We start from the raw sequence: 14,367 nt of genomic DNA, 5'->3' as shown, positions 1-14,367 counted from the left end.
GGTGACGCCCTTCGTCGTGCTCGGTCCGATCAGGCCTGCTTGTCCAGGTCGGCGGCCACGCGGCGGTGGGCCTCCCAGATCTCCTCGGGCAGCCGGTCGAAGGCCTTGAGGTGCTCCTCGCGGAAGCCCATCTCCTGCTGCCAGCGGGCCACGTCGATGTCGAGGATGCGGTCGAGGTCCTCCTGCGGCAGGTCGAGCCCGGTGAGCTCGAGCTCCTCCTGCGTCGGGATGATGCCGACCGGGGTCTGGCGACCGGTGACCTCGCCCGCCTTGAGCTGCATGAGCCACAGCAGGGGGCGGAGGTTCTCGCGGTAGCCGGGCCACAGGTAGTGACCGTCCTCCGGGTCCTTCTGGAACCAGTTGACGTGCGCGAAGAGCGGCTTGTCCTTGGCGGCCCCGACGATGTCGAGGTAGTGGCGCGCGTAGTCGCCCTCGCCGTAGGCCATGAAGGGGCGGTTGGACATCGGGTCGTAGCGCAGCTGGCCCTCGACACCCTCGGCCGCGGCCGTCGCCTCGGCGCCCAGGGTCAGACCGTCGTAGACGCCCTCGGGCAGGTCGGTGATCGCGCGGATCAGCGGCTCGCGGTCACGCGTGCGGCCACCGAAGATGATCGCGTCGATCTCGACACCCGCGGCCTCATCGAAGTCGGGGGCGGCGTTGGGCACGTTGGCCAGCGTCGTCGTGAAGCGGCTGTTGGGGTGCGCCCACGGCGAGGTGTCGCCGGGCTCGCGGTCGGCGATCGCGTCGCCCTTCCAGTCGAGCCACCCGTCGACGTCGGCCGGCGGCTCGGGCGTGCGGCCCTCCCACCAGACCTCCTCGGTCTTGGGGTTGTAGGCGATGTTGGTGAAGATCACCTTGGTGCCCGGGTCGACGGAGTGCAGCGCCGTCGGATTGGTGCTCTCGTTGGTGTCCTTGGCGACACCGAAGACGCCGAACTCGGGGTTCATGCCCATGAGCTTGCCGGTGGACTCGTCGACCCACAGCCAGGCGATGTCGTCGCCGTAGAAGTCGACCTGGTAGCGGTCGCCGAGGGCGTCCGGCGGCAGCATCATCGCGAGGTTGGTCTTGCCCGAGGCGCTCGGGAAGCCACCGGTGATGTGGTAGCGCCTGCCGGTCTCCTTGTCGGTGATGCCGATGAGCATGTACTGCTCGGCGAGGAACTTCTTCGTCGCCCAGCCGTCGTAGGCGCCCTGGCGCAGGCCGTGGGCGATCTTGCCGAGCAGAGCGTTGCCGCCGTAGGACGAGCCGAAGTGCAGGATGGTCCGCTCGTCGGCGACGGTGACGAAGTAGCGCTTGTCGTCGGGCGTCCCCTGACCGAGGTTCTCGAGGTCGCCGGTGACGTGGACGGCGCGGACGAAGTCGTCCTGGACCGGCAGGTCGTTGACGTGCTCGACGCCGACGCGCGACATGCGGATCATGTGCAGCACGACGGGGCGGGAGTCGGTCAGCTCGACGCCGGTGGCCCACTGGGCGAGCTCGTTGCCCTTGGGGGACATGAGGTACGGCAGGACGTACATCGTCTTGCCCTTGGACTGACCGCGCATGAGCTCGGTCAGCTTCTCCTTCATCTCCGCGGCGGGGCGCCAGTTGTTGTAGACGCCCTTGTCCTTCTCGTCGTTGGTCGCGACGATCGTGCGCTCCTCGGAGCGCGCGGTGTCCTTGGAGTAGGAGCGGGAGTAGTAGCGGCCCTCGCCTGCGGGGAGGAGCTCACCCGCCTCGACGGCCTCGGCGATCAGGCGGTCGTCGTCGTCGGCGCCCACCACCTCGATCCGGTCCGGCTGGGTGATCTCGGCCCAGTGCTTCACGTACTCGCGAACGGCCTCGTTGGTGAGACCTGACGCGTCAAGCGCGGCGTCGACGTCGACCATGCTCAGTTTCCCTCTCACGTGCTTGGTGTGCGGGCGGTCCCTCGCGGGTTCTCCCGGTTGCGGGCAGGCTACCGTCCGGCGGCTGGTCACGGCGGGGAGGTCCGGGGCCCCGAGGCGTGATGTGACCCACCTGCGGGGCGAAGGGGGCGCGAGCCTCTCCCTTCGACCGTCCCGTCCAGGGGTGCTGCCGAAACTCGTAGTGACTCGCCGGTTTACCGATACGAGGTGTAGCAGGTACTGTCGGTATCGCACACTTTCCGTTCCACTCAGCACTGTCGCGAAGGGTTCTCCCACATGGCTTCCACCGACACGATGTCCTTGGCCGACAAGGGCCAGCGACTCGGCCTGCGGCTCATCGCCAAGGCCGGCGGGCTGCCCGGCCTGAAGGACAAGGAGGTGCGCGCCAAGGTCGAGCGGTACCTCTACAAGGGCGCCGTCACCGGCTTCAAGGCGCAGACCGCTGCTGGGCGCGCCTTCACCAAGAAGCAGGGCTCCGGCGGCCCGGCCCGCGCCGCGACGGCGAAGCCGAAGCCGCTCTTCGACCTCACGCCCACCGAGGACCAGCAGATGATCCAGGGCGTGGCGCGTGAGCTCGCCGACGAGATCATCCGCCCCGCCGCCGCGACCGCCGACGCCGAGCGCGCCGTGCCGGCCGAGGTCCGCACCGCCGCGGCCGAGGTCGGGCTCCACCTCGTCGGGGTCCCGGCCGAGCTCGACGGCATCGCCGAGGAGCGCTCCGCCGTCACCGGCGCGATCGTGCTCGAGGAGCTGGCCCGTGGCGACATGGGGATCGCCACGGCGATCATGGCGCCGGCTGCCGTCGCCACCGCCATCGCTGCCTACGGCGACGCCGACCAGCAGGCGACCTACCTGCCGGAGTTCACCGGCGAGACGCCGCCGACGGCGGCCCTCGCCCTGCACGAGCCCCAGCCGCTGTTCGACCCCTTCGCCCTGCGCACCACGGGCCGGGTCGAGGGAGACGAGATCGTCCTCGACGGCGTCAAGGCCATCGTCCCCGGCGCCGAGGCGGCCGACCTCTTCATCGTCTCGGCCGCGATCGACGGCGAGCCGCGACTGGTCCTCGTCAAGCCCGGCACCGAGGGCGTGAAGACCGAGGACGACCCGGCCATGGGAGTCCGTGCCGCCAAGACCGCCCGACTCCACCTGGAGGGCGCCCGCGTCGCCAAGAGCGACCTGCTCGGCACCGCCGAGGACCACGCCGACGCCGTGCGCCGTGCTCGGCTGGCCTGGGCGGCCGCCGCCGTGGGCACCTCGCAGGCGGTGCTCGACCACGTGAGCGAGTACGTCAAGGAGCGCAAGGCCTTCGGCGAGCCGATCGGCTACCGCCAGGCCGTCGCCTTCACCGTCTCCGACATCGCCATCGAGCTGGCCGGACTGCGCCTCGTCGTGTGGAAGGCCGCCGCCCGCCTCGACCGCGGCGAGGACGCCAGCGCCGAGATCGCCCAGGCCCGCAGCCTCGTCAGCCGCCACGCCACGTGGATCGGATCGAGCGGCGTGCAGCTGCTCGGCGGCCACGGCTTCGTCAAGGAGTTCGACAACGAGCGCTGGTACCGCGACCTGCGGGGCGCCGGAGTCCTCGAGGGCACGCTGCTCGTCTGAGCGCGGCCCCTTCACCCCACAGACCTGACACGAAGGACACGATCATGATCGACCTCGAGGTTCCCAAGAAGTTCCGACCCCTTGTCGCCCAGGCGCGCGGCATGGCGGAGGAGGTCTTCTGGCCCATCTCGCGCAAGTACGACCGCGCCGAGCACGAGTACCCCGCCGAGCTCGACCTCGTCTCGGCCGTCATCGACGGCATGTCCGACGGTGGCGCCGGCCAGGGCGCGGGTGCCTCCTCCTCGACCCGCGCCAAGGACGACGGCGCGGAGGAGGGCGACGTCGCGGCCGTCGGCTCCGGCCGCAGCCCGAAAAAGGGCCCCAAGGACAACAAGAACGGCTCCAACCTCTCGTCGGTGCTCTCCATCCTCGAGACCTGCCGCGGCGACGTGGGGCTGACCCTGTCCATCCCGCGCCAGGGGCTGGGCAATGCGGCGATCGCCGCCGTCGCCAACGACGAGCAGAAGGCGCGCTACGCCGGCAAGTGGGCCGCCATGGCCATCACCGAGCCCGACGTCGGCTCGGACTCCGGCGCCATCCGCACGACCGCGGTCAAGGACGGCGACGAGTACGTGCTCAACGGCGAGAAGATCTTTGTCACCTCCGGTGAGCGGGCCGAGCTCGTCGTCGTCTGGGCGACCCTCGACCGCAGCCTGGGCAAGACGGCGATCAAGTCCTTCGTCGTCCGGCGCGACAACCCCGGACTGCAGCTGGTGCGCCTGGAGCACAAGCTCGGCATCCGCGCGTCCGACACCGCGGCCTTCGTCCTCGACGACTGCCGCGTGCCGGCGGAGGACCTCCTGGGTGACCCGGAGATCAAGATCGAGGGCGGCTTCGGCGGCGCCATGCAGACCTTCGACAACACGCGTCCGCTCGTCGCGTCGATGGCGCTGGGGCTGACCCGTGCGTCGCTCGACAAGACCACGGAGCTGCTCAAGGAGGCCGGCATCGAGGTCGACTGGGACCGGCCGGCCAATGTGCAGTCCGCCGCTGCCGCCAAGCTCATCGAGCTCGAGGCCGACTACCAGAGCGCCTACCTGCTCACCCTGCGCGCGGCGTGGATGGCCGACAACGGCAAGCCCAACTCGATGGAGGCCTCGATGGCCAAGGCGAAGGCCGGGCGCACCTGCGTCAACGTCTCCCTCGCCTGCGTGGAGCTGGCCGGCGCCACCGGTTACGCCGAGACGCACCTGCTCGAGAAGTGGGCCCGCGACTCCAAGATCCTCGACATCTTCGAGGGCACGCAGCAGATCCAGCTGCTCGTCGTGGCCCGCCGGCTCCTCGGCTACTCCAGCAAGGAGCTCAAGTAGTCGCATTGCCGTAGGGCAATGCGGTCTCGGGTGTGCATTGCCGTAGGGCAATGCGGTCTCGGGGGCGCACGACCTTCAGGAGACTGCAGCCGCCGCCGCGCCCCCTTCGTCCCACCCCGGACGAAGGGGGCGCCGCGCCTTATCATCGGGGCGTGATCGTCCTCGCGGTGTGCAGCCTCAAGGGTGGTGTGGGCAAGACGTCCGTCACCCTCGGGCTCGTCGCGGCCGCGCGGGCCGCCGGGCTGCGCACGCTCGTCGTCGACCTCGACCCGCAGGGCGACTCGACCGCCGGTCTCGACGTCGACGGGGAGGTCAGCGCCTCGAGCGCCCTCGTCATCGACGAGCCGCGCCGCCGTCACCTGCGCGCAGCGACCCTGCGCAGCCACTGGAGCGACGGTGACCACCCGCCCGTCGACGTCGTCGTGGGCGGCGACGACCTGGCCGCGATGGATCGCACCGACCTCTCCTCCCGGCGGCTGACCTCCCTTCGCACCGTGCTCGACAAGGTGTCCGGCGACCACGACCTCGTGCTCGTCGACTGCCCGCCCTCGCTCGGGGGCCTCACTCGCATCGGTCTGGCCGCGGCCGACCGGGCGATCATCGTCACCGAGCCGGGGGGTCTTCGCCATCGCCGCGGCCGACCGGGCGCTGCGGGCGGTGCACGACGTGCGCACCCAGCTCAACCCCCGCCTCCAGCCGCTCGGCATCGTCATCAACCGCGTGCGCCCCAACATCGGCGAGCACCGCTACCGCGTCGAGGAGCTCACCTCGCTCTTCGGGCCGCTCGTGCTGACCCAGCAGATCCCGGAGCGCGCCGCGGTCCAGCGTGCGCAGGGCGCCTACGTCCCCATCCACGCCCTGCGCAACCCGGGCGCCCGCGAGGTCGCGGCGCTCTTCGACGGGATCCTCGCCCACGCCCTGCGGGCGGCTCGACGGCAGCGTCCCTGACCATTTCCTGACTCAGCGATCTCCCCCGGATGCGTGACCTGAGTCATACAGTTCCCGATGGCGGCGTACCGCCGCCGATCACCATCGGGAGGAACCACATGCGACACCAGCGCATGGCCGCGGTCCTGGGCGCCCTCGCGCTCGGGGCGACCGGGCTGACCGCCACTGCAACCGCCACCGCAGCACCCACCGTCGAGACCGGATCGACCGTCTCCGCCACCGGGGCCGAGACGAGCTACGTCGTGCTCGCCGACCGTGGCGGCAGCGCCACCGCCCTCGCCAAGCGCCTCGAGGCGAAGGGGGCGAAGGTCGTCTCGGTCAACGACAAGGTCGGGATGGTCACCGTCACGTCCACCGACACCGCCTTCGCCGCGAAGACGCGGGCGATGAAGGGCGTCTTCGGCGCCGCCGAGGAGGGCATCGTCGGTCGCTCCCCGCAGGAGCGCGCCAAGAAGCAGCAGCTCGAGCGTCCGCGCGCCCAGGCCAAGGGCAAGGCCGCCGCCGCGGGCCAGGGCAAGGGCAAGGGCAAGAGCAAGGGGGCCGACCCCCTCGACGACAAGCTCTGGGGCCTGGACATGATCAACGCGTCTGCCGCGCACAAGGTCGAGTCCGGCGACAAGCGGGTCAAGGTCGGTGTCATCGACACCGGTGTCGACGCGAGCCACCCGGACATCGCGCCCAACTTCGACCACAAGCTCTCGCGCAACTTCACCACCGACATCCCCGACATCGACGGGCCCTGCGAGGTCGAGTCCTGCGTCGACCCGGCCGACGTCGACAACGGCGGGCACGGCACCCACGTCGCGGGCACGATCGCCGCGGCCAAGAACGGCATCGGTGTCTCCGGTGTCGCGCCGGACGTCTCGATCGTCAACGTTCGCGCCGGTCAGGACGCGGGCTACTTCTTCGTCGGCCCCACCGTCAACGCCCTGACCTACTCCGCCGACGCCGGCCTCGACGTGGTCAACATGAGCTTCTACGTCGACCCGTGGGCCTACTACTGCGAGGGCGGTGCGCCCGAGGACAGCCCGGAGGAGGCCGCCGAGCAGGACATGATCATCGAGTCGATGTCGCGTGCGCTCAACTACGCGCACTCCAAGGACGTCACCATGGTCGGTGCGCTCGGCAACGCCGCGACGGACCTGGCCAACCCCGGGACCGACTCGGAGAGCCCCAACTACCCCGAGGGCAATGCGCACGACCGCACCATCGACAACTCGAGCTGCAAGGACCTGCCGGTCGAGGGTCCGCACGTCATCGGCGTCTCGGCCGTCGGCCCGACGGAGCGCAAGTCCTACTTCTCCAACTACACGACCGACCTGACCTCCGACGAGATCGAGATCAGCGCCCCCGGTGGTGACTCCCGCGACAACTACGGCACCCCCGACTACCGCAGCCCGAGCAACCTGATCCTGTCGTCCGTCCCGGAAAACGTCGTCAAGGCCGAGGGCTCGGTCGACGAGGACGGCAACATCACCGAGGCCGGTGAGGGCTACGTCTTCAAGGACTGCGGCAGGGTCAAGGGCAAGGAGCAGTGCGGCTACTACGAGTACTACCAGGGCACCTCGATGGCCTCGCCGCACGCGGCGGGTGTCGCCTCCCTGATCGTCTCGCGCTACGGCAAGACCGCGGGCAAGGCCGGCTTCGGCCTCGCCGCGGACACCACCCGCGGGGTGCTGCTCGGCACGGCCCGCAACAAGGCCTGCCCCGAGCCGCGCACCGTCGTCTACCCGGAGCTCCCGGCGGCCTACACCGCCACCTGCGTCGGTGACGAGGACTTCAACGGCTTCTACGGCGAGGGCATCATCGACGCCCAGGCCGCGGTGGCGAAGAAGAAGCTCTGACGCACCACCAGGAAGCGTCGTCCTGAGATGCGACGCAGGAGCCTTGAAGGGGGCCGGTCACCGCGAGGTGACCGGCCCCCTTCGTCACGTCGCGAGCGTCTCGTGGGCCTCGACCATCGCCGGGCCGTACCAGGTGAGCAGGCGGCCGCTCACGAGCCGGGTCGGCGCGTGGGTGAAGGCCTCCGGTCCGTCCTCGGCCGTGAAGACATAGGGCTCGTCGGGCAGGAGGACGAGGTCGACGCCGGGATGGTCGAGATCGGCCAGGTCGACGTGCGGGTAGCGGTCGCTCGGGTCGGCGTCGGGGCCGGCGAGGGCATTGGTCCAGCCGAGCCGCGTCAGCAGGTCGGTCGTGTAGGTGCGGGGGCCGACGGCCATCCACGGGTCGCGCCAGATGGGGACGGCGACGGTCCCTCGGGTGGCGGGCGCCGCTGTGCCCCAAAGCTGCTCGGCCTGCACCAACCACTCGGGCACCGGCTGGCGCAGCGCCTCGACCCAGAGCCGGCGCATCGAGGTCAGCGCCGACGGCACGTCCTCGATGTCGGTGACCCACACGGTGACACCTCGCTCACGCAGGCGGCGCACGTCGAGCTCGCGATTTTCTTCCTTGTTGGCGACGACGAGGTCGGGGGAGAGGTCGGCGATCGCGCGCAGGTCGGGGTTCTTGGTGCCGCGGACCCGGGCCACGTCGAGGTCGGCCGGGTGGGTGCACCAGTCGGTCGCGCCGACGAGGGTCTCGGGGCAGCTCGTGGCGATCGCCTCGGTGAGGCTGGGCACGAGCGAGACGACCCGCCGCGGGGGAGCGGTCAGGTCGACGGGCGCACCCAGGTCGTCGCGCAGCATCAGGGCACCGCCAGGGCGAGCAGTTCCGTCGCCGCCATGCCGGCGACGGCCACGGCGAGGACGAAGGGAGCCCGGCCGTCGCGTCGTCGGGTGGACTCGAGGGCGGCCGCATAGCGGCGGCGGCCCATGGCGAAGGCGGCCCCGGCCAGACCGAGTGTGGCGAGCATGATGAGCAGCGCGGCCGGTCCGATCTCGCCGGTCGTGTGCCGGGCGATGATCGCGGCCCCCGCAGCGGTCGTCAGCGAGGTGCGCTGCCACGACAGCGCGGTGCGCTCCGGCTGGGCGCCCCGCGGCGCCGACCTCGCGAGCTCGGTCATCGTCAGCCGCCCGCCACGACGACGGCGAGGGCGGCCGCGGCGACGAGCACGACACCGGTGATCACCGCAGCCGACACCCCGAGCGAAGGGAGTGGCTCCTCCCTTCGCATCGCCCGCTCGGCCATCGCCCACCGGAGGAAGGCGAGGAGCGGGCACAGCGCTCCGAGGGCCAGCAGCATCGCGGCCAGCCCGGTGGTCATCGCGGCGGGGACACCGATGTCGATGACGTCCACGGCGACACCGGCGGCGAGCAGCGCGAGGGTCGTGCGCAGCCAGGCGAGGAAGGTGCGCTCGTTGGCGAGGGAGAAGCGGTAGTCCGGTTCTTCTCCCTCGCCGTAGACGTACCCGGGCCAGCGGTCTGAGGTCACGGTCGCAGGCTACCGAGGTCCGCATTGCCCTACGGCAATGCGGCCGGGAGTGCGCATTGCCGTAGGGCAATGCGCGAGAGGGGCGTCAGACATTGCGGCGGTACTGGCCACCCACCTCGAAGAAGGCGTCGGTCACCTGCTGCAGGCTGCACACCCGGGCGGCGTCCATGAGCACGGCGAAGACGTTGGCATCGGTCGTCGCCGCCTCCTTGAGGCGCGCGATCGCCTCCTCGGCGTGTTCGCGGTGCGTCTCCTGGTAGGTCTGCACCCGCTCGAGCTGGGAGCGCTTCTCCGACTCGGTGGCGCGGGCGAGCTCGATCTCGTCGGGCTCTCCCTTCGCGCCGTCCTCACGCAGGAAGGTGTTGACGCCGACGATCGGCAGGGACCCGTCGTGCTTGCGGTGCTCGTAGAGCAGCGATTCGTCCTGGATGCGGCCGCGCTGGTAGCCGGTCTCCATCGCGCCGAGGACACCGCCGCGGTCGTTGATCCGGTCGAACTCGGTGAGCACGGCCTCCTCGACGAGGTCGGTGAGCTCGTCGATGATGAAGGACCCCTGGAGAGGGTTCTCGTTCATCGACAGGCCCCACTCGCGGCTGATGATCAGCTGAATCGCCAGGGCTCGGCGCACCGACTCGGTGGACGGCGTCGTCACGGCCTCGTCGTAGGCGTTGGTGTGCAGGCTGTTGGCGTTGTCGTAGAGCGCGTTGAGCGCCTGCAGCGTCGTGCGGATGTCGTTGAAGTCCATCTCCTGCGCGTGCAGCGACCGGCCGCTCGTCTGGATGTGGTACTTCAGCTTCTGGCTGCGGTCGTTGGCGCCGTACTTCTCCTTCATGGCGACCGCCCAGATGCGGCGGGCGACGCGGCCGAGGACCGAGTACTCGGGGTCCATGCCGGAGGAGAAGAAGAAGGACAGGTTGGGTGCGAAGTCGTTGATGTCCATGCCCCGCGCGAGGTAGGCCTCGACGTAGGTGAAGCCGTTGGCCAGGGTGAAGGCCAGCTGGCTGATGGGGTTGGCCCCAGCCTCGGCGATGTGGTAGCCGGAGATGCTCACCGAGTAGAAGTTGCGCACCCCTTGCTCGATGAACCACTCCTGGATGTCGGCCATCATCCGCAGGCTGAACTCCGTGGAGAACAGGCAGGTGTTCTGCCCCTGGTCCTCCTTGAGGATGTCGGCCTGCACCGTGCCGCGGACATTGGCCAGCGCGTGGGCGCGCAGCTCCTCGGCCTCGGCGCCGGAGGGCTCGCGGCCCTCGCGCTCGCGGAAGGCGTCGACCTGCTGGTCGATCGCCGTGTTGAGGAAGAAGGCGAGAACCGTCGGCGCGGGGCCGTTGATCGTCATCGACACGCTCGTCGTGGGGGAGACGAGGTCGAAGCCCGAGTAGAGGGCCTTCATGTCGTCGAGAGTGGCGACGGAGACGCCCGAGGTGCCGACCTTGCCGTAGATGTCGGGGCGCTCACCCGGGTCGCGCCCGTAGAGGGTCACCGAGTCGAAGGCCGTCGACAGACGGGTCGCCGGCTGGCCCTGCGAGAGCAGCTTGAAGCGGCGATTGGTGCGGAAGGGGTCGCCCTCGCCGGCGAACATGCGCGCCGGGTCCTCGTTGTCGCGCTTGAAGGGGAAGACGCCGGCGGTGTACGGGAAGAAACCGGGCAGGTTTTCCGACCGCCAGAAGGTGACGAGGTCGCCGTGGTCGGTGTGCTTGGGCAGGGCGACGCGCGGGATCTTGTTGCCCGACAGCGACTCCTTGGTCAGCTTGGTGTGCAGCTCCTTACCGCGGATCGTCACGACCTGCTCGTCACCCGAGTAGGACTCGACGACCGGGGGCCAGCGCTCGATCTGGTCGGCCACCTCGGTGGGCAGCGCCTGGCGGGCCGCGTCGAGCAGCTCGTCGACGCCGTGGCCGTCCTTGCCCGCGGCCGTCAGCTCGTCGTCGACGGCCGCCAGCCGCTGCACGCGGCGGGCGCTGTCGGCGAGCTCGGTCGTGCGTGCGTGGTAGCCGCGGACGGCCTCGCTGATCTCGGCGAGGTAGCGCACCCGGGTGGCCGGGACGACCTGGCCGAAGCGGGTGGAGTGCTTGGTGTCGACGGGCGCCAGCTGGCCCTCCTCGACCGGCAGCCCCTTGGCCGCGAGCAGGTCGCGTAGGTGCTGGTAGAGGCCGGTGACGCCGTCGTCGTTGAAGGTCGCGGCCGAGGTGCCGAAGACCGGCATGTCCTCGGGGCGCTGGCCGAAGGCCTCGCGGTTGCGGACGAGCTGGCGGCCGACGTCGCGCAGTGCGTCGGCGGCGCCGCGGCGCTCGAACTTGTTGATCGCCACGACCTCGGCGAAGTCGAGCATGTCGATCTTCTCCAGCTGGCTGGCCGCGCCGAACTCCGGCGTCATGACGTACATCGGCACGTCGACGAAGGGGACGATCGCGGCGTCGCCCTGCCCGATGCCGGGCGTCTCGACGACGACGAGGTCGAAGCCGGCGGCCTTGGTGATGTCGATGACCGTCGACAGGGCCTCGGGCACCTCGCGGTCGCCGCGGGTGGCGAGCGACCTGAAGAAGACGGGCGACGCCCCCGAGAGGCTCTCGCCCAGGGAGTTCATCCGGATGCGGTCGCCGAGCAGGGCGCCACCGCCCTTGCGTCGGGTCGGGTCGACGGCGATGACGGCGATGCGCAGCTTGTCCTGCTGGTCGACGCGGAAGCGGCGCACGAGCTCGTCTGTGAGCGAGGACTTGCCCGAGCCGCCGGTGCCGGTCAGCCCGAGGACCGGGGCGTGGGACTTCTTCGCGGCCTCGGCGATGCCGCCGAGGAAGGTCTCGTCGAGGTGGCCGAGCTCGGCGCCCGAGATGGCCCGCGCCAGGGCAGCGCGCTCGCCGGCGAGCACCGCCTCGAGGCCGACCGGGCCGCCCTCCCAGACATCGGTGTCGCAGTCGGTGATCAGCTGGTTGATCATGCCGGGCAGGCCGAGGCGCTGGCCGTCCTCGGGGGAGAAGATCGTCACGCCGGCCTCGCGCAGCCGGGCGATCTCCTCGGGGACGATGACGCCGCCGCCACCGCCGAAGACCTTGACGTGGCCAGCGCCCTGCTCGCGCAGCAGCTGGGTGAGGTACTCGAAGTACTCGACGTGCCCGCCCTGGTAGGACGAGACGGCGACGCCCTGCACGTCCTCGTCGATCGCCGCGTCGACGACCTCCTGGACGGAGCGGTTGTGCCCCAGGTGGATCACCTCCGCGCCCTGGCTCTGCATGATGCGGCGCATGATGTTGATCGACGCGTCGTGGCCGTCGAAGAGCGCGGACGCCGTGACGAACCGGACCGGGTGGGTCGGGGAGTGCAGCTCGGGCGTGGACATGTCCTACCTCGTCGTCGAAGTGCGGGTTCTCAAATACTAGGACATCCAAGTAATTTTGGGAAACCGGCCGACCTCCACACGATCTGCAGATCTCCGCCCGATGATCGCCCCGGTCGGCGTGCCAGCCTGAGCCCGTGCGCCGCCTGCTGACCTCGCCCTGGACGACCGCGGTCGTCGTGGGGCTCTTCGTGCTCTCGCTGTGGGGTCCTCCCTTCGTCGTCGGGGGCCTCCTCCTGCGACCCGAGGTCGTGACCGCGGTCCTCGGCCTCGTCGTGGTCGGCCTCGTCGTCCGGCGGGTGCGCGCAGGTGGTGACGGGGCCGCCGGCCGGAGTGCCTGTGCTGCCCTCGCGGTGCTCGCCGTCGTCCTCGTCGTCGGCGCGCGGGGCGTCCTCGGTCTCGGCAGCTCCTACGTCGTGCTCGCGCCCGTGGGGCCGTCGGGGTGTCGGGTCGTCGTCGAGGAGTCGAGCTTCCTCATGCTCGGCTCCGGCCGGGTGGGCGCTGCGGGGAGGGTCGGGCCGGTCCGTCTCCAGTCGGACTACACCGCCGACGACGGTGGTCGACCGGCGAGCCTGGGGGAGTACGCCGTCCGGTGGTCGGGGCCGGACGCCGTCGTCCAGCTCCACGGCAACCCCGGCCAGCCGGTCTGGCCGGCGCTGCACGAGGTCACCTGCTGAGGCCGGGTGTCGAGGCTCCTTCGTCGCACCTCCACCAGCGTGGGTCAGCCGACGGTGTCCCCGTGCGCGGCGCGAAGGGAGGACAACAGCGCCGTCGCCTGCCGCACCTCCGCCTCCGCCAGGCCGGGAGAGGAGAAGACCTGGGCGTTGAGGTCCGTCGTCGCGGACTCGACGACGTCGGCCCCCTTCGTCGTCAGGGAGGCGAGGACGACGCGACCGTCGTCGGGGCTCTGGCGGCGCTCGACGAGGCCCTGCTTCTCGAGCCGGGCGACCGCGCTCGTCACGCTCGTCGCGTGCACCTGCAGCAGCGAGCCGAGTCGACTCATCGGCATTTCCCGCCGCCGGCTGAAGGCGAGCAACCGCAGGATCTCGAAGCGCGCGAAGGTCAGGTCGTGGGGCCGCAGCACCGACTCGACCCGCTCGTGGACCAGCTGCTGCGCGCGGACCACCGAGGTCATCAACGCCATGCCATCCGCGGCGTCGGTCCACCCGTGAGCCACCCACTGGTCATGGGCGGCGGCGATGGGGTCGCGGTCGGTCATGGAGCCCGATCCTACGGGTGAGGGTGCCCTTTCATGGACTCGTTCCAGACGACGTGGAAGGGTAGGCAGGGCAAGCACATCCGCACGCATCGGAGGCCTCATGTACACCCTTCCCGATCTTCCCTACGACTACGGTGCCCTCGAGCCCGCCATGAGCGGCGAGATCCTCGAGCTGCACCACGACAAGCACCACGCGACCTACGTCAAGGGCGCCAACGACACCACCGAGAAGATCGCCGAGGCTCGCGACAAGGGTGACCTCTCCGGCATCGTCGGCCTCGAGAAGACGCTGGCCTTCAACGTCTCCGGTCACGTCCTGCACTCGATCTTCTGGGAGAACCTCTCCCCGGACGGTGGCGACAAGCCCGACGGCGCCCTCGGCACCGCGATCGACGAGCACTTCGGCTCCTTCGACAAGTTCCGCGCGCAGCTGACCGCCGCGACGCAGACGACGCAGGGCTCCGGCTGGGGCGTCCTCGCGTGGGAGCCGATCGGTCAGCGGCTGCTCGTCACGCAGGTCTACGACCACCACGGCAACGTCGCTGCGGGCATGACGCCGCTCCTGGCCTTCGACGCCTGGGAGCACGCCTACTACCTGCAGTACAAGAACGTGAAGCCGGACTACATCGAGAAGCTCTGGGACATCGTCAACTGGAACGACGTCTCCGCGCGCCTCGAGAAGGCCACCAAGGCCTGACC

At 70.4% G+C, this 14,367-nt stretch carries 12 protein-coding genes and 1 pseudogene; 7 read left to right on the top strand and 6 right to left on the bottom strand.

Annotation, left to right across the window (positions count from 1 at the left end; genetic code table 11):
* Positions 1–29 precede the first annotated feature (29 nt).
* On the bottom strand, positions 30–1,868 hold the full coding sequence (locus H7A72_RS14005) for a phosphoenolpyruvate carboxykinase (GTP) (RefSeq protein ID WP_084453024.1): 1,839 nt from the start codon (positions 1,866–1,868) through the stop codon (positions 30–32).
* A gap of 294 nt (positions 1,869–2,162) precedes the next feature.
* Here H7A72_RS14005 and H7A72_RS14000 point away from each other — a divergent pair, with 294 nt between their 5' ends.
* From H7A72_RS14000 to H7A72_RS13985, 5 genes and pseudogenes are all read left to right on the top strand, one after another.
* Positions 2,163–3,488, top strand: coding sequence for an acyl-CoA dehydrogenase family protein (locus tag H7A72_RS14000; protein ID WP_185220904.1), 1,326 nt, complete (start codon positions 2,163–2,165; stop codon positions 3,486–3,488).
* A 44-nt stretch (positions 3,489–3,532) separates the two neighbouring features.
* On the top strand, positions 3,533–4,798 hold the full coding sequence (locus H7A72_RS13995) for an acyl-CoA dehydrogenase family protein (RefSeq protein ID WP_185220903.1): 1,266 nt from the start codon (positions 3,533–3,535) through the stop codon (positions 4,796–4,798).
* A 50-nt stretch (positions 4,799–4,848) separates the two neighbouring features.
* Positions 4,849–5,355, top strand: a pseudogene (locus H7A72_RS17240) (ParA family protein); the annotation flags it as partial.
* 109 nt (positions 5,356–5,464) lie between these two features.
* Positions 5,465–5,746, top strand: coding sequence for a ParA family protein (locus H7A72_RS17235; RefSeq protein ID WP_370543540.1), 282 nt, complete (start codon positions 5,465–5,467; stop codon positions 5,744–5,746).
* A 98-nt stretch (positions 5,747–5,844) separates the two neighbouring features.
* Complete coding sequence (locus tag H7A72_RS13985) at positions 5,845–7,590, top strand: S8 family serine peptidase (protein WP_185220902.1); 1,746 nt, start codon at positions 5,845–5,847, stop codon at positions 7,588–7,590.
* An 84-nt stretch (positions 7,591–7,674) separates the two neighbouring features.
* Here the strand turns inward: H7A72_RS13985 and H7A72_RS13980 are convergent, their stop codons facing one another.
* The 4 genes from H7A72_RS13980 to icmF form a co-directional block, all read right to left on the bottom strand.
* Positions 7,675–8,430 (bottom strand): helical backbone metal receptor, encoded by a 756-nt coding sequence (locus tag H7A72_RS13980; protein WP_185220901.1) that lies wholly within the window; start codon positions 8,428–8,430, stop codon positions 7,675–7,677.
* On the bottom strand, positions 8,430–8,747 hold the full coding sequence (locus H7A72_RS13975; RefSeq protein ID WP_185220900.1) for a DUF202 domain-containing protein: 318 nt from the start codon (positions 8,745–8,747) through the stop codon (positions 8,430–8,432). Before H7A72_RS13975 ends, H7A72_RS13980 begins: the two co-directional genes overlap by 1 nt.
* Before the next feature lie 2 nt (positions 8,748–8,749).
* Complete coding sequence (locus tag H7A72_RS13970; protein WP_084453013.1) at positions 8,750–9,115, bottom strand: YidH family protein; 366 nt, start codon at positions 9,113–9,115, stop codon at positions 8,750–8,752.
* An 85-nt stretch (positions 9,116–9,200) separates the two neighbouring features.
* Complete coding sequence (gene icmF, locus H7A72_RS13965) at positions 9,201–12,452, bottom strand: fused isobutyryl-CoA mutase/GTPase IcmF (protein ID WP_185220899.1); 3,252 nt, start codon at positions 12,450–12,452, stop codon at positions 9,201–9,203.
* Between the two features lie 134 nt (positions 12,453–12,586).
* Between icmF and H7A72_RS13960 the strand changes: the two genes are divergently transcribed.
* Positions 12,587–13,126: a hypothetical protein gene (locus H7A72_RS13960; RefSeq protein ID WP_084453009.1), complete on the top strand. Its 540-nt coding sequence runs from the start codon at positions 12,587–12,589 to the stop codon at positions 13,124–13,126.
* Positions 13,127–13,170: 44 nt separating this feature from the next.
* On the opposite strand, the gene H7A72_RS13955 is transcribed toward H7A72_RS13960, so the two are convergent.
* On the bottom strand, positions 13,171–13,668 hold the full coding sequence (locus H7A72_RS13955) for a MarR family winged helix-turn-helix transcriptional regulator (protein WP_185220898.1): 498 nt from the start codon (positions 13,666–13,668) through the stop codon (positions 13,171–13,173).
* 100 nt (positions 13,669–13,768) lie between these two features.
* Here H7A72_RS13955 and H7A72_RS13950 point away from each other — a divergent pair, with 100 nt between their 5' ends.
* The gene (locus H7A72_RS13950) at positions 13,769–14,365 is read left to right on the top strand and encodes a superoxide dismutase (RefSeq protein WP_084453005.1); all 597 of its coding nucleotides are present in this window, start codon (positions 13,769–13,771) and stop codon (positions 14,363–14,365) included.
* Positions 14,366–14,367: the final 2 nt, after the last annotated feature.

This window comes from Janibacter sp. YB324, from assembly GCF_014217915.1.
Classification (GTDB): domain Bacteria; phylum Actinomycetota; class Actinomycetes; order Actinomycetales; family Dermatophilaceae; genus Janibacter; species Janibacter indicus.
Note: the sequence above shows the minus strand (reverse complement) of the source record. Positions and strands in the feature narration are given on the sequence as shown.

Excerpts from the sequence above, each read along its gene's own strand:
- icmF (WP_185220899.1), bottom strand. The coding sequence starts at position 12,452 with ATGTCCACGCCCGAGCTGCACTCCCCGACCCACCCGGTCCGGTTCGTC.
- H7A72_RS13985 (WP_185220902.1), top strand. The coding sequence starts at position 5,845 with ATGCGACACCAGCGCATGGCCGCGGTCCTGGGCGCCCTCGCGCTCGGG.
- H7A72_RS13950 (WP_084453005.1), top strand. The coding sequence starts at position 13,769 with ATGTACACCCTTCCCGATCTTCCCTACGACTACGGTGCCCTCGAGCCC.
- H7A72_RS13955 (WP_185220898.1), bottom strand. The coding sequence starts at position 13,668 with ATGACCGACCGCGACCCCATCGCCGCCGCCCATGACCAGTGGGTGGCT.
- H7A72_RS14000 (WP_185220904.1), top strand. The coding sequence starts at position 2,163 with ATGGCTTCCACCGACACGATGTCCTTGGCCGACAAGGGCCAGCGACTC.
- H7A72_RS14005 (WP_084453024.1), bottom strand. The coding sequence starts at position 1,868 with ATGGTCGACGTCGACGCCGCGCTTGACGCGTCAGGTCTCACCAACGAG.
- H7A72_RS13975 (WP_185220900.1), bottom strand. The coding sequence starts at position 8,747 with ATGACCGAGCTCGCGAGGTCGGCGCCGCGGGGCGCCCAGCCGGAGCGC.
- H7A72_RS13980 (WP_185220901.1), bottom strand. The coding sequence starts at position 8,430 with ATGCTGCGCGACGACCTGGGTGCGCCCGTCGACCTGACCGCTCCCCCG.
- H7A72_RS13995 (WP_185220903.1), top strand. The coding sequence starts at position 3,533 with ATGATCGACCTCGAGGTTCCCAAGAAGTTCCGACCCCTTGTCGCCCAG.